This window comes from Pseudomonas sp. R3-56 (assembly GCF_051132075.1).
Lineage (GTDB): Bacteria > Pseudomonadota > Gammaproteobacteria > Pseudomonadales > Pseudomonadaceae > Aquipseudomonas.
This window is the reverse complement of record NZ_CP071657.1, coordinates 2118136-2131544: the sequence shown is the minus strand read 5'-3', so window position 1 is coordinate 2131544 and position 13409 is coordinate 2118136. Positions and strand designations below refer to the sequence as shown.

Genomic DNA, 13409 nt, shown 5'->3' with positions numbered 1-13409 from the left:
GCTCCCACCCTGGATTTGCAGCGTTCACTCCCCTGTGGGAGCGAGCCTGCTCGCGAAGAGGCCGGAACAATCAGCATCAGTCTTGGAAAAGAAACCCAGCCACTCTCTGCGCCGCCGCCTCCAGATACTGCTCGTGACTGAATCCCGAAGCCTTCAGCGGCTTCAAGTCATGATCCCCGGCCGCCAACCACAGCACTTCGATGCCAGATGACAAGGCATAACCTTCGACCGCCTCGCGATTACCCAGCGCGTCCCGCTCGCCCTGGACAATCAGCGCCCGGGTTTTCAACGCCGCCAAATGCTCGACCCGCGGTTTTTCCGGTTTGCCCACGGCATAGAAGGGATACCCGAGGCACACCAGCGCATCGGCACCCAGCTCATCGGCCACAAGGCTTGCCATGCGCCCGCCCATGGATTTTCCGCCAATCGCCAGCCGCCCAGCGACATAGGGTCGCACCGTGGCGTAGACCTCACGCCAGCATTCCAGCAGCTTAGGCGCCGGGTTGGGTGGGCGCTTGCCGCCGTCCAGGCGCCGTTGGGCCATGTAGGGAAACTCGAAGCGCAGCACATTGACGCCTTGTGCGGCAAGGCGCGCGGCCATTTCGTTCATGAAGCCGCTGTCCATCGGCGCACCCGCACCATGGGCCAAGATCAGCGTCGGCAATTCGGCGCGAGCACCGGGTTTCGTGGCTGTCCACAACCAGCCGCGCTTGGTCACACATGCCGCCCATTGATCCCCGTCAATACTGGCCTTGTGCTGTTTGTTCATGCTTGCCTCGCTTTCAGTCTGCCTATAACTCCAGGCGAAGAACGCTGCACCTGCCCTGCGCGGGCGCGCACTTCGGCTGAACCGTGGATGGGGAACCATGAACACTTCTATCAGTACCGCCTACAACTACAAGGTGGTCCGCCAATTCGCCATTATGACGGTGGTGTGGGGCATCGTCGGCATGGGCCTCGGGGTTTTTCTCGCGGCCCAATTGGTCTGGCCACAGCTCAATTTCGATTTGCCCTGGACCAGCTTCGGCCGCCTGCGCCCGCTGCACACCAACGCGGTGATTTTCGCCTTCGGCGGCTGCGCCCTGTTCGCCAGTTCGTTCTACTCGGTGCAACGCACCTGCCAGACCCAGCTGTTTGCGCCGAAACTCGCCGCGTTCTGCTTTTGGGGCTGGCAGCTGGTGATCCTGCTGGCGGCCATCAGCCTGCCACTGGGCTACACCAGTTCCAAGGAATATGCCGAGCTCGAGTGGCCAATCGACATTCTCATCACCATTGTCTGGGTCGCCTACGCCATCGTGTTCTTTGGCACCGTGGCCAAGCGCAACACCAAACACATCTACGTCGGCAACTGGTTTTTCGGCGGGTTCATCCTGACCGTGGCGCTCCTGCACATCGTCAACAACCTGGAACTGCCGGTGAGCCTCACCAAATCCTACTCGGTGTATGCCGGCGCCACGGACGCGATGGTGCAGTGGTGGTACGGGCACAACGCCGTGGGCTTTTTCCTCACCGCCGGTTTCCTCGGGATGATGTATTACTTCGTGCCGAAACAGGCCGAGCGCCCGGTGTATTCCTATCGCTTGTCCATCGTGCACTTCTGGGCGCTAATTACCCTGTACATCTGGGCCGGCCCGCACCATCTGCACTACACCGCGCTGCCGGATTGGGCGCAGTCGCTGGGCATGGTGATGTCGCTGATCCTGCTGGCGCCCAGTTGGGGCGGCATGATCAACGGCATGATGACCCTCTCGGGGGCCTGGCATAAATTGCGCAGCGACCCGATCCTGCGCTTTCTCGTGGTATCCCTCGCGTTCTACGGCATGTCGACTTTCGAAGGCCCGATGATGGCGATCAAGACCGTCAACGCCCTCTCCCATTACACCGACTGGACCATCGGCCACGTACACGCCGGTGCACTCGGCTGGGTGGCGATGATTTCCATCGGTGCGCTGTACCACATGATCCCGAAAGTCTTCGGCCGGGCGCAGATGCACAGTATCGGCCTGATCAACGCGCACTTCTGGCTCGCGACCATCGGTACCGTGCTGTACATCGCCTCGATGTGGGTCAACGGCATCGCCCAGGGCCTGATGTGGCGTGCGGTGAACGAGGACGGCACGCTCACCTACTCCTTCGTCGAAACCCTGGTGGCCAGCCACCCCGGCTTCATCGTGCGGTTGGCGGGTGGGGCGATCTTCCTCGCCGGCATGCTGCTGATGGCCTACAACACCTGGCGCACCGTGCGGGCCTACCAGCCTGCCGAAGCCGCCGCTGCCGCGCAGATGGCTTGAGGAGTCCGCCATGAAACACGAAACAATCGAAAAAAACGTCGGCCTGCTGATGCTGCTGATGGTCCTGGCCGTGAGTGTCGGCGGCCTGACCCAGATCGTGCCGCTGTTCTTCCAGGACGTGACCAACAAGCCGGTGGACGGCATGAAGCCCTACACCGCCCTGCAGCTCGAAGGCCGCGATATCTACATCCGCGAAGGCTGCGTCGGCTGCCACTCGCAGATGATCCGTCCGTTCCGCGCCGAAACCGAACGTTACGGGCACTACTCCGTCGCCGGCGAAAGCGTCTGGGATCACCCCTTCCTGTGGGGCTCCAAGCGCACCGGGCCGGACCTGGCCCGGGTCGGCGCGCGTTACTCCGATGACTGGCATCGCGCCCACCTGTACAACCCGCGCAACGTCGTCCCCGAGTCGAAAATGCCGGCCTATCCATGGTTGGTGACCCAGGCGGTCGACAGCAGCCACACCGAAGACAAGCTGCGCGCCATGCGCACCCTCGGCGTGCCGTACAGCGACGACGACATTGCAGGCGCGACAGCCTCGCTCAAGGGCAAGACCGAGATGGACGCACTGGTGGCCTACCTGCAAGTGCTCGGCACTGCCATCAAGAGCAAGAGGTAAGCGCGATGTTCGTTGAAATGAGCACTGGAATGATTCGCGGCCTGGGCACGGTCGTGGTGTTCGTGGCCTTCATCGGCCTGACCCTATGGGTATTCAGCAGCAAGCGCGGCCCGGAATTCGCCCAGGCGCGCCTGCTGCCGTTCGCCGACGAGCCGCCCGCTGACGCTACCCCCCAAGACCCCGCACCAAGGAGTACCCGGTCATGAGCACTTTCTGGAGTACGTGGATCTGCGTACTAACCCTCGGCAGCCTCATCGGCCTGACCTGGCTGCTGATCGGCACCCGCAAGGGCGAGACCAAGGGCAGCGTCGACCAGACCATGGGCCACAGCTTCGACGGCATCGAGGAGTACGACAACCCCTTGCCGCAATGGTGGTTCCTGCTGTTTGCCGGCACCCTGGTGTTCTCCGTCGGCTACCTGGTCCTGTATCCCGGCCTGGGCAACTGGAAAGGTATCCTGCCCGGCTACGAAAATGGTTGGACCGGCGCCCACGAATGGGAAAGGGAAATGGCCAGGGCCGACGCCAGGTTCGGGCCGATCTTCGCCAAATTCGCCGCAATGCCGCTGGAGGATGTCGCCAAGGACCCGCAAGCGTTGAAGATGGGAGGACGCCTGTTCGCCTCCAACTGCTCGGTCTGCCATGGCTCGGACGCCAAGGGCGCCTTCGGCTTTCCGAACCTGGCCGACAGCAACTGGCGCTGGGGCGGCAATGCCGAGACCATCAAGGCAACCATCATGGGCGGTCGCATGGCGGCAATGCCGGCCTGGGGCGAAGTGCTGGGGGACGCCGGGGTCAGGAACGTCGCCGCCTACGTGCGCCACGACCTGGCTGGCCTGCCTCTACCGGCCGACAGCGGTGCCGACCTGCAAGCCGGCCAGCAAGCCTTCAACACCACTTGCGTGGCTTGCCACGGCGCCAACGGCCAGGGCACCGAAGCCATGGGCGCGCCGAACCTGACGCAACCGGCCGGTTTCATCTACGGCACCAGCCTGGCCCAGTTGCAGCAGACCATCCGCCATGGCCGTCAGGGCCATATGCCGGCGCAGAATGAACTGCTCGGCAACGACAAGGTGCAACTGCTCGCCGCCTACGTCTACAGCCTTTCCCACGGCGCCGGTACCGAGCGCCTGCAAGCTGAACGCGAAGGCGAATAAATCCTGTCCACTTGATCAGCCGCATTCACCCGGATGCGGCTGATCCATGTCATTGCGCGACGCATTGTCGCACCCTTCCAAGGTCTTCCTTTCGGTTCGCTGCAATCGCGTCTAAGCTTGCCCCAAAGCATATGGGCGACTGCCGGGACCTGGTCGAGGCGACCCGATGTGTTTGCCGCTCGTTCGATAAAAACCCCGCGAAGTCAGGTAGATACCGACGGTTGCGAGGACACCTGGGCATCCCCCGAACGCAGCGTTTGAACACACCCCGTTACAACCGACCCGCGCCCCTCGCCTCGTACATTTGACGCGACAATTTGTCGGGGGCGATTTTTGTCCCTACGCGGCGCATGGAAAGGCCGCAGAATCAGCGTTGGAAAGCATTGACGCAGGTCATGGCGCGTTGCAATGACCCCCCGCTTTCTCCATACTTGCGGCCGATTTTTATCCTAATAAAATACCCAAACCGTGGAACCTTAGAATGAGCACAGCAATCAGTCCGACTGCTTATAACTATAAGGTAGTCCGCCAGTTCGCCATCATGACGGTGGTCTGGGGGATCCTTGGCATGGGGCTCGGTGTCTTCATCGCCTCGCAACTGGTCTGGCCGGAGTTGAACTTCGATCTGCCATGGACGACATTTGGACGCCTGCGCCCGCTGCACACCAACCTGGTGATCTTCGCCTTCGGTGGTTGTGCGTTGTTTGCCACCTCCTACTACGTCGTGCAGCGAACCTGCCAGACGCGACTGATTTCCGACAGCCTCGCCGCCTTCACCTTCTGGGGTTGGCAAGCGGTGATCGTCGGCGCGATCGTGACCTTGCCAATGGGTTTCACCACCACCAAGGAATACGCGGAGCTGGAATGGCCCCTGGCTATTCTGCTTGCCATTGTCTGGGTGACCTACGGTCTGGTGTTCTTCGGCACCATCGTCAAGCGCAAGACCAAGCACATCTACGTCGGCAACTGGTTCTACGGTGCATTCATCGTCGTGACCGCCATGCTGCACATCGTCAACCACGCGTCGCTGCCGGTCAGCTTCTTCAAGTCCTACTCGGCCTACTCGGGCGCGACCGACGCGATGATCCAGTGGTGGTACGGCCACAACGCCGTGGGCTTCTTCCTGACCACCGGCTTCCTGGGAATGATGTACTACTTCGTGCCGAAACAGGCCGAGCGTCCGATCTATTCCTACCGCCTGTCCATCGTGCACTTCTGGGCGCTGATCACCCTGTACATCTGGGCCGGTCCGCACCACCTGCACTACACCGCGCTGCCGGACTGGGCGCAATCCCTGGGCATGGCAATGTCGATCATCCTGCTGGCGCCAAGCTGGGGCGGCATGATCAACGGCATGATGACCCTCTCGGGCGCCTGGCATAAGCTGCGCACCGACCCGATCCTGCGCTTTCTGGTGGTATCCCTGGCGTTCTACGGCATGTCGACCTTCGAAGGTCCGATGATGGCGATCAAGACCGTCAACTCCCTGAGCCACTACACCGACTGGACCATCGGCCATGTACACGCCGGTGCGCTCGGCTGGGTCGCGATGATCTCCATCGGCGCCATCTACCACATGATCCCGAAACTGTTCGGTCGTGCGCAGATGCACAGCACCGGCCTGATCAACGCGCACTTCTGGCTCGCCACCATCGGTACCGTGCTCTACATCGCCTCGATGTGGGTCAACGGCATCACCCAAGGCCTGATGTGGCGCGCGATCAACGACGACGGCACCCTGACCTATTCGTTCGTCGAAGCATTGCAAGCCAGCCACCCCGGTTTCATCGTCCGTGCCCTGGGCGGCGCGTTCTTCGCCAGTGGCATGCTGCTGATGGCCTACAACGTGTATCGCACCGTTCGTGCCTCTGACCCGGTTGAAGCAGAAGCCGCCGCCAAGATCGCCGTAGTTGGAGCTCACTGATGAAGCACGAAGCAGTAGAGAAGAATATCGGCCTGCTGGCCTTCTTCATGGTCATCGCCGTCAGCATTGGCGGCCTGACCCAGATCGTTCCGCTGTTCTTCCAGGACGTCACCAACAAGCCGGTCGAAGGCATGAAGCCGCGCACCGCCCTTGAACTGGAAGGCCGCGACGTCTACATCGCCAACGGTTGTGTCGGCTGCCACTCGCAGATGATCCGTCCGTTCCGTGCTGAAACCGAACGCTACGGTCACTATTCCGTTGCCGGTGAAAGCGTCTGGGACCACCCGTTCCTGTGGGGCTCCAAGCGCACCGGTCCGGACCTGGCCCGCGTCGGTGGTCGCTACTCCGATGACTGGCAGCGTGCGCACTTGTACAACCCGCGCAACGTAGTGCCTGAATCGAAGATGCCGGCCTACCCGTTCCTCGTAGAAAACAAGCTCGACGGCAAAGACACCGCCAAGAAAATGGAAGTCCTGCGTGCGCTCGGCGCGCCCTACACCGACGAAGACATCGCCGGTGCAAGGGATGCCGTGAAAGGCAAGACTGAAATGGACGCGCTGGTGGCCTATCTGCAAGGCCTGGGCACCATCATCAAAAGCAAACGGTGATCTGGATGGATATCGGGATGATTCGTGGCCTGGGCACCGTCGTTGTGATGGTGGCCTTTATCGGCCTTGCCCTGTGGGTGTTCAGCCCCAAGCGCAAGTCGGAGTTCGAAGACGCGACCTTGCTGCCGTTCGCGGATGATCCCGAAGCCATCAAGCACGTCGAGCAAGCTTCTAGGAGTAACAAAGAATGACTACGTTCTGGAGTCTGTATGTCACAGTCCTCAGCCTGGGAACGATCTTCGCCCTGACCTGGCTGCTGCTGTCGACCCGCAAGGGCCAGCGCAGCGAAGCCACCGAAGAGACGGTCGGCCACTCTTTCGACGGGATCGAGGAGTACGACAACCCGCTGCCGAAATGGTGGTTCATGCTGTTCATCGGCACCATTGTGTTCGCCCTTGGTTACCTGGCGCTCTACCCTGGCCTGGGCAACTGGAAAGGCCTGCTGCCAGGCTATAACTACCTGGACACTGAAAAGCAGACCCCCTTCGCCAACGGCCAGACCGGCTGGACCGGCGTGCACGAGTGGGAAAAGGAAATGGCCCACTCGGATGCCAGGTTCGGTCCGATCTTCGCCAAGTTTGCCTCCATGCCGATTGAGGAAGTCGCCAAGGACCCGCAGGCCCTGAAGATGGGTGGCCGCCTGTTTGCCTCCAACTGCTCGGTCTGCCACGGCTCCGACGCCAAGGGCGCCTACGGCTTCCCTAACCTGACCGACGCCGACTGGCGCTGGGGTGGCGAGCCGGAGACCATCAAGACCACCATCATGGGCGGTCGTCATGCCGTCATGCCGGGCTGGGCTGCCGTGGTTGGCGAACAAGGCGTCGCCGACGTGGCTGCCTATTTGGTAACCGGCCTGCACAGCCGCAAACTGCCGGAAGGCGCCAAGGCCGATCCGGCCAACGGCCAGAAGCTGTTCGCCGCCAACTGCGTGGCCTGCCACGGCCCCGCCGGCAAAGGCACGCCCGCCATGGGCGCACCCGACCTGACGCACCCGGCCGGTTTCATCTACGGTTCGAGCTTCGCTCAGTTGCAGCAGACCATCCGCTACGGTCGCCAAGGCCAGATGCCGGCCCAGGCCGATCTGCAGGGCAACGACAAGGTCCACCTGTTGGCTGCCTATGTCTACAGCCTGTCCCACGGCGAAAAGGCTCCGGCTGCTGACGCTCAGTAAGGCTAGTAGCTGATACACAAAGGCCCCGCCAATCACATTGGCGGGGCCTTTTTTGTCCACTGGGAAACGTGCTGCACCTGTTCGCCCTTGCTTGCATCCGGCGCCGGTAGTAACGTGCCTACATTCACACTCAATGGGGGACGCCGCCGTGTCCATCACCACCATTTCCAGCCGCGAGTTCAACCACGACACAAGCGGTGCCAAAAAAGCTACCCGAGAAGGCCCGGTCATCATCACCGACCGTGGCAAGCCGGCCCATGTGCTGCTAAGCATTGAGGAGTACCAGAAACTGACCGGCGCTGGCACCAGCATCGTCGAGTTGCTGGTCATGCCCGATGCGCCGGATATCGACTTCGATCCCGAGCGCGCCGTCATCACGCCCCGCTCGGTGGACCTGTCCTGAATGTTCCTACTCGATACCAACGTCATCTCGGAGCTGCGCAAGCCACAAGCCGATAAAAACGTACAAGCCTGGGCGCGCAGTGTCCCCGCTCCCAGCCTGTATGTTTCGGCCATCACCGTATTGGAACTGGAAACCGGGGTCTTGCGCTTTGAGCGCAAGGACCCGGCGCAAGGCAGCCGTTTGCGTGCATGGCTGGATAACCACGTCATGCCCGCGTTTGCCGGCAGGATCCTCGCGGTCGACCGCGCCGTGGCCCTGCGTTGCGCCCGCCTGCATGTCCCGGACCGCAGCAATGAGTGCGATGCGCTGATCGCCGCCACGGCGCTGGTCCATGGGCTGACCGTGGTGACCCGCAACGTGGCGGATTTCAGAAGCAGCGGCGTGGCGCTGATCAATCCATGGGTTAGCTAGCCAAGCAACAGATGCGCGCGCCGGAAACCATGACATGGCTATAGTCAATTGATCTGCGTCATGACTTGTTACATCCGCTACACCATTCGGCGCCGACGCCCAACGCGACCAAAGGTCGCAGCCTTGAGCCAGAGCGACAGGCGTATCATTGCGCCATTGCAACACCCTTTCTGACCGCGGTCGGCACGTACTGGCCTCGGCATTTTTCCACTGCCGTGGGATGCAATTGATGAGCAACCAGATTCCGGTACATGACGTTACCCCGCCTGCCAAGGACGCCAACAAAAGCGTCGACCTCTATGCCTCTCGGGAAAAAATCTACACCCGCGCCTTCACTGGCCTGTTTCGCAACCTGCGCATGGTCGGCGGCGCGGTTCTGTTCCTGCTGTATTTCGGTACCGTCTGGCTGAACTGGGGCGGTCATCAGGCCGTCTGGTGGAACCTGCCGGAACGCAAATTCTTTATTTTTGGCGCGACCTTCTGGCCCCAGGACTTCATCCTGCTCTCGGGGCTGCTGATCATCGCGGCCTTCGGCCTGTTTTTCATTACCGTCTACGCCGGTCGGGTCTGGTGCGGCTATACCTGTCCACAAAGCGTATGGACGTGGATTTTCATGTGGTGCGAAAAGGTCACCGAAGGCGACCGCAACCAGCGCATCAAGCTCGACAAAACGCCCATGAGCGCCAACAAATTCCTACGCAAGTTCGCCAAGCACAGCCTGTGGCTGCTGATCGGTTTTGTCACCGGCATGACCTTCGTTGGCTACTTCACCCCGATCCGTGAGCTGGTCTTCGAGTTCTTCACCGGCCAGGCCGATGGCTGGTCGTATTTCTGGGTCGGTTTCTTCACCCTCGCCACCTATGGCAACGCCGGCTGGCTGCGTGAGCAAGTGTGCATCTACATGTGCCCGTACGCCCGCTTCCAGAGCGTGATGTTCGACAAGGACACCCTGATCGTCTCCTACGACCCGCGTCGCGGCGAAGCCCGGGGCCCGCGCAAGAAAGGCATCGACTACAAGGCGCTGGGCCTGGGGGACTGCATCGATTGCACCATGTGCGTCCAGGTCTGCCCTACCGGCATCGACATCCGCGACGGCCTGCAGATCGAATGCATCGGCTGCGCAGCCTGCATTGATGCCTGCGACAACATCATGGACAAGATGGATTATCCCCGCGGCCTGATCAGCTACACCACGGAACACAACCTCTCGGGGCAGAAAACCCATAAACTGCGTCCGCGCCTGATCGGTTATGCCCTGGTGCTGCTGGCCATGATCAGCCTGTTGGTGACCGCGTTCTTCATGCGCTCGCTGGTGGGTTTCGACGTCAGCAAGGACCGCGTGCTGTACCGCGAGAACGCCGAAGGCCGGATCGAGAACGTCTACAGCCTGAAGATCATGAACAAGGACCAGCGTGACCATACCTACGTGCTGGAAGCCACCGGTTTGCCTGATCTGAAGCTGCAGGGTAAACGGGAGATCAAGGTCGCGGCCGGTGATATCTACAGCCAGCCGGTAGAGCTGTCCAGCGCACCGGAACAATTGCCGTCCAGCACCAATGAGGTGACCTTCATCCTCAAGGATGCCGATGACGACAGCGTCCATGTTGAAGCCAAGAGCCGGTTCATCGGCCCACAGACTCGTTGAGAGAAATGCACATGCCTGCAGCAACCGCCACCAGCCCTTGGTACAAGCACCTCTGGCCGTGGATCATCATCGGGATCCTCGCTTGCTCGGTGACGCTGAGCCTGACCATGGTGACCATCGCGGTGAAGAACCCGGACAACCTGGTCAATGACAACTATTACGAAGCCGGCAAGGGCATCAATCGCTCGCTGGAACGCGAACTGCTGGCCCAGACCCTGCAGTTGCATGCAAACGTGCAATTGGACGACCTCACCGGTGAAGTGAGCCTGCGCCTGAACGGCAACAGCCGGCCCCAGACCGTGGAGCTGAGCCTGATCTCCCCAACGCAGCCGGAGAAAGACCGCAAGATCGTGTTGACCCGCAACGACAGCGAACCAGGACGCTACGTCGGTCAGTTGGCGGACAAGATCGAAGGTCGGCGTTTTGTCGAATTGCTGGGTGTGGAACACGATCGGACCTGGCGCTTGTTCGAAGAAGAACAGATCACCCACGGCCAGGACATCCAGCTTGGCGACGAGCCGCTGCAAGGCGCTGAAGACCTGAAAAAGTAGACCGCTGTTGTGTGGCGAGGGAGCTTGCTCCCGCTGGGCCGCAAAGCGGCCCCGTTTTTTAATCCAGCATTCCTCAGGCGTATTGTTGTACTCAGACTGCGACTGCTTCGCAGCCGAGCGGGAGCAAGCTCCCTCGCCACAAAAAGGTTTTCACGCGACAACATGACCACTCCACAGCCCTGCTACCACTGCGCCCTGCCCGTACCTCCCGGCAGTCGCTTCACCGCCGTTGTCCTCGGTGAGACCCGCGAGCTGTGTTGCCCCGGTTGCCAGGCGGTGGCCGAAGCGATCGTTGCCGGCGGCCTTGAGCATTATTACCAACACCGCAGCGAAGCGTCGGCCAACCCACAAACCCTGCCCGTTCAATTGACCGACGAACTGGCGTTATACGATCGCCCCGACGTGCAGCAATCGTTCGTCCGCCATGAAGGCGAGCTGGCCGAAACCACCCTGCTGATGGAAGGCATCAGTTGCGCCGCCTGCGGCTGGCTGATCGAAAAGCAATTGCGCAGCCTGCCGGCCGTGGCCGAGGCGCGGTTGAACCTGTCGAACCACCGCCTGCACGTACGCTGGGCCGACGCGCAACTGCCGCTGAGCACGCTGCTCGCCGAACTGCGCCAGATCGGTTATGCCGCGCACCCGTACCAGGCCGATCAGGCCAGCGAGCAGCTCGCCGCGCAAAACCGCCTGGCCCTGCGTCAGTTGGGCGTGGCCGGGCTGCTGTGGTTCCAGGCGATGATGGCGACCATGGCCACCTGGCCCGAATTCAACATCGACCTGAGCCCGGAGATGCACACCATCCTGCGCTGGGTCGCACTGTTTCTCACCACGCCTATCGTGTTCTACAGTTGCGCGCCCTTCTTCAAAGGTGCGCTGCGAGATTTGCGCACCCGCCACCTGACCATGGACGTTTCGGTGTCCTTGGCCATCGGCAGCGCCTATATCGCCGGGATCTGGACCTCCATCACCGGGGTGGGCGAGCTGTACTTCGATGCGGTCGGCATGTTCGCCCTGTTCCTGCTCGCCGGCCGCTACCTGGAACGCCGGGCCCGGGAGCGCACTGCTGCGGCCACCGCCCAACTGGTCAACCTGCTGCCAGCGTCGTGCCTGCGCCTGGACGAGCGCGGCCAGAGCGAACGCATCCTGCTCAGCGAACTGCGCACCGGTGACCGGGTGCTGGTCCAACCCGGAGCGATCCTGCCCGCCGATGGCACGATTCTCGACGGCCAGTCCAGCGTCGACGAATCGCTGCTGACCGGCGAATACCTGCCGCAACCGCACCAGGCAGGCGACGCGGTAACGGCAGGCACGCTCAACGTCGAAGGCGCCCTGACGGTCGAGGTACGGGCGTTGGGACAGGACACGCGGTTATCGGCCATCGTGCGCCTGCTGGAACGGGCCCAGGCCGAAAAGCCACGACTGGCGGAAATCGCCGACCGCGCCGCCCAATGGTTCCTGCTGTTCTCCCTGGTCGCAGCGGCGGCCATCGGCCTGTTGTGGTGGCAGCTGGATGCTTCGCGTGCGTTCTGGATAGTCCTGGCGATGCTGGTCGCGACCTGTCCTTGCGCGCTGTCCCTGGCGACACCAACCGCTCTGACAGCTGCCACCGGAACCCTGCACAAACTCGGCCTGCTGCTGACGCGTGGTCATGTGCTGGAAGGCCTTAACCAGATCGACACGGTGATTTTCGACAAGACCGGCACCCTCACCGAAGGCCGCCTGGCGTTACGCGCCATCCGGCCGTTGGCCGCCCTCGACGGTGATCAGTGCCTGGGCTTGGCCGCGGCCCTGGAAAACCGTTCGGAACACCCCATCGCCCGAGCTTTTGGTCGCGCACCATTGGCCGCCGAGCAGGTACAAAGCAGCCCAGGGCTGGGACTCGAAGGCCTGGTCGCCGAACAACGCCTGCGCATCGGCCAGCCCGGTTTTGTCTGCGAACTGAGCGGCTCGGCCGTACCGCCGATGCCGGACGAACCCGGACAATGGCTGTTGCTGGGCGACGACATCGGGCCACTGGCCTGGTTCGTCCTCGATGACCGCCTGCGCGCTGATGCGCCGGCGCTGCTCGCCGCCTGCAAGGCGCGGGGCTGGCGTACGCTATTGCTCTCCGGCGACAGCTCGCCGATGGTGGCCAGTGTCGCCGCCGAGCTGGGCATCGACGAGGCCCGCGGCGGCTTGCGTCCGGACGACAAGCTGGCCGTGCTCCAGCAGTTGCACCAGCAGGGTCGCAAGGTGCTGATGCTCGGTGATGGCGTGAATGACGTGCCGGTGCTGGCGGCGGCGGACATCAGTGTCGCCATGGGTTCGGCCACCGACCTTGCCAAGACCAGCGCCGACGCAGTGCTGCTGTCCAACCGCCTCGATGCCCTGATTCATGCGTTCAGCCTGGCCCGGCGTACCCGCCGCGTGATCATAGAGAACCTGCTCTGGGCAGGGCTGTACAATGGCCTCATGTTGCCGTTTGCCGCCCTCGGCTGGATCACGCCGGTGTGGGCCGCGATCGGCATGTCCATCAGTTCGTTGACCGTGGTGCTGAATGCCTTGCGGCTGACCCGCCAACCGCAAGCGCAGGTTGGCGAAACCACGCCCGATACCCGTCCGCTGCCGGCCTGAGCCGCGCGGGCATGGAG

General features: G+C 62.3%; 14 protein-coding genes. 13 read left to right on the top strand and 1 reads right to left on the bottom strand.

The features are described 5' to 3' along the window. Positions 1 to 76 precede the first annotated feature (76 nt). Complete coding sequence (locus J3P96_RS09735) at positions 77 to 769, bottom strand: alpha/beta family hydrolase (protein ID WP_434656715.1); 693 nt, start codon at positions 767 to 769, stop codon at positions 77 to 79. A 97-nt stretch (positions 770 to 866) separates the two neighbouring features. On the opposite strand from J3P96_RS09735, the gene ccoN (J3P96_RS09730) reads away from it, so the two are divergent. The 13 genes from ccoN (J3P96_RS09730) (at position 867) to J3P96_RS09670 (ending at position 13392) form a co-directional block, all read left to right on the top strand. Continuing rightward, positions 867 to 2291, top strand: a complete 1425-nt coding sequence (gene ccoN / locus J3P96_RS09730; protein ID WP_305499963.1) for a cytochrome-c oxidase, cbb3-type subunit I — start codon at positions 867 to 869, stop codon at positions 2289 to 2291. A gap of 10 nt (positions 2292 to 2301) precedes the next feature. Further along, positions 2302 to 2910 carry a cytochrome-c oxidase, cbb3-type subunit II gene (gene ccoO, locus J3P96_RS09725; RefSeq protein ID WP_434656714.1) on the top strand — a complete coding sequence of 203 codons (609 nt, stop codon included), beginning with the start codon at positions 2302 to 2304 and terminating at the stop codon, positions 2908 to 2910. 5 nt (positions 2911 to 2915) lie between these two features. Then, the gene (locus J3P96_RS09720) at positions 2916 to 3116 is read left to right on the top strand and encodes a cbb3-type cytochrome oxidase subunit 3 (protein WP_434656712.1); all 201 of its coding nucleotides are present in this window, start codon (positions 2916 to 2918) and stop codon (positions 3114 to 3116) included. Further along, positions 3113 to 4066 carry a cytochrome-c oxidase, cbb3-type subunit III gene (ccoP, locus tag J3P96_RS09715; protein ID WP_434656709.1) on the top strand — a complete coding sequence of 318 codons (954 nt, stop codon included), beginning with the start codon at positions 3113 to 3115 and terminating at the stop codon, positions 4064 to 4066. Before J3P96_RS09720 ends, ccoP (J3P96_RS09715) begins: the two co-directional genes overlap by 4 nt. A gap of 481 nt (positions 4067 to 4547) precedes the next feature. After that, on the top strand, positions 4548 to 5990 hold the full coding sequence (gene ccoN / locus J3P96_RS09710; protein ID WP_186636610.1) for a cytochrome-c oxidase, cbb3-type subunit I: 1443 nt from the start codon (positions 4548 to 4550) through the stop codon (positions 5988 to 5990). Then, positions 5990 to 6598 carry a cytochrome-c oxidase, cbb3-type subunit II gene (gene ccoO, locus J3P96_RS09705; protein WP_434656707.1) on the top strand — a complete coding sequence of 203 codons (609 nt, stop codon included), beginning with the start codon at positions 5990 to 5992 and terminating at the stop codon, positions 6596 to 6598. Before ccoN (J3P96_RS09710) ends, ccoO (J3P96_RS09705) begins: the two co-directional genes overlap by 1 nt. 5 nt (positions 6599 to 6603) lie before the next feature. After that, positions 6604 to 6789, top strand: a complete 186-nt coding sequence (locus tag J3P96_RS09700; protein ID WP_003175465.1) for a CcoQ/FixQ family Cbb3-type cytochrome c oxidase assembly chaperone — start codon at positions 6604 to 6606, stop codon at positions 6787 to 6789. After that, positions 6786 to 7769 carry a cytochrome-c oxidase, cbb3-type subunit III gene (gene ccoP / locus J3P96_RS09695; protein ID WP_434656706.1) on the top strand — a complete coding sequence of 328 codons (984 nt, stop codon included), beginning with the start codon at positions 6786 to 6788 and terminating at the stop codon, positions 7767 to 7769. Before J3P96_RS09700 ends, ccoP (J3P96_RS09695) begins: the two co-directional genes overlap by 4 nt. A gap of 148 nt (positions 7770 to 7917) precedes the next feature. Continuing rightward, the gene (locus J3P96_RS09690; RefSeq protein WP_434631250.1) at positions 7918 to 8172 is read left to right on the top strand and encodes a type II toxin-antitoxin system Phd/YefM family antitoxin; all 255 of its coding nucleotides are present in this window, start codon (positions 7918 to 7920) and stop codon (positions 8170 to 8172) included. Beyond that, positions 8173 to 8583: a type II toxin-antitoxin system VapC family toxin gene (locus J3P96_RS09685; protein ID WP_434656704.1), complete on the top strand. Its 411-nt coding sequence runs from the start codon at positions 8173 to 8175 to the stop codon at positions 8581 to 8583. Between the two features lie 229 nt (positions 8584 to 8812). Beyond that, positions 8813 to 10228: a cytochrome c oxidase accessory protein CcoG gene (gene ccoG, locus J3P96_RS09680; protein ID WP_434601329.1), complete on the top strand. Its 1416-nt coding sequence runs from the start codon at positions 8813 to 8815 to the stop codon at positions 10226 to 10228. A gap of 11 nt (positions 10229 to 10239) precedes the next feature. Continuing rightward, positions 10240 to 10779, top strand: coding sequence for a FixH family protein (locus J3P96_RS09675; RefSeq protein ID WP_434572987.1), 540 nt, complete (start codon positions 10240 to 10242; stop codon positions 10777 to 10779). A gap of 162 nt (positions 10780 to 10941) precedes the next feature. Then, entirely contained in the window at positions 10942 to 13392 is a 2451-nt protein-coding gene (locus tag J3P96_RS09670; RefSeq protein ID WP_434656702.1) for a heavy metal translocating P-type ATPase, read from the top strand. Positions 13393 to 13409 lie beyond the last annotated feature (17 nt).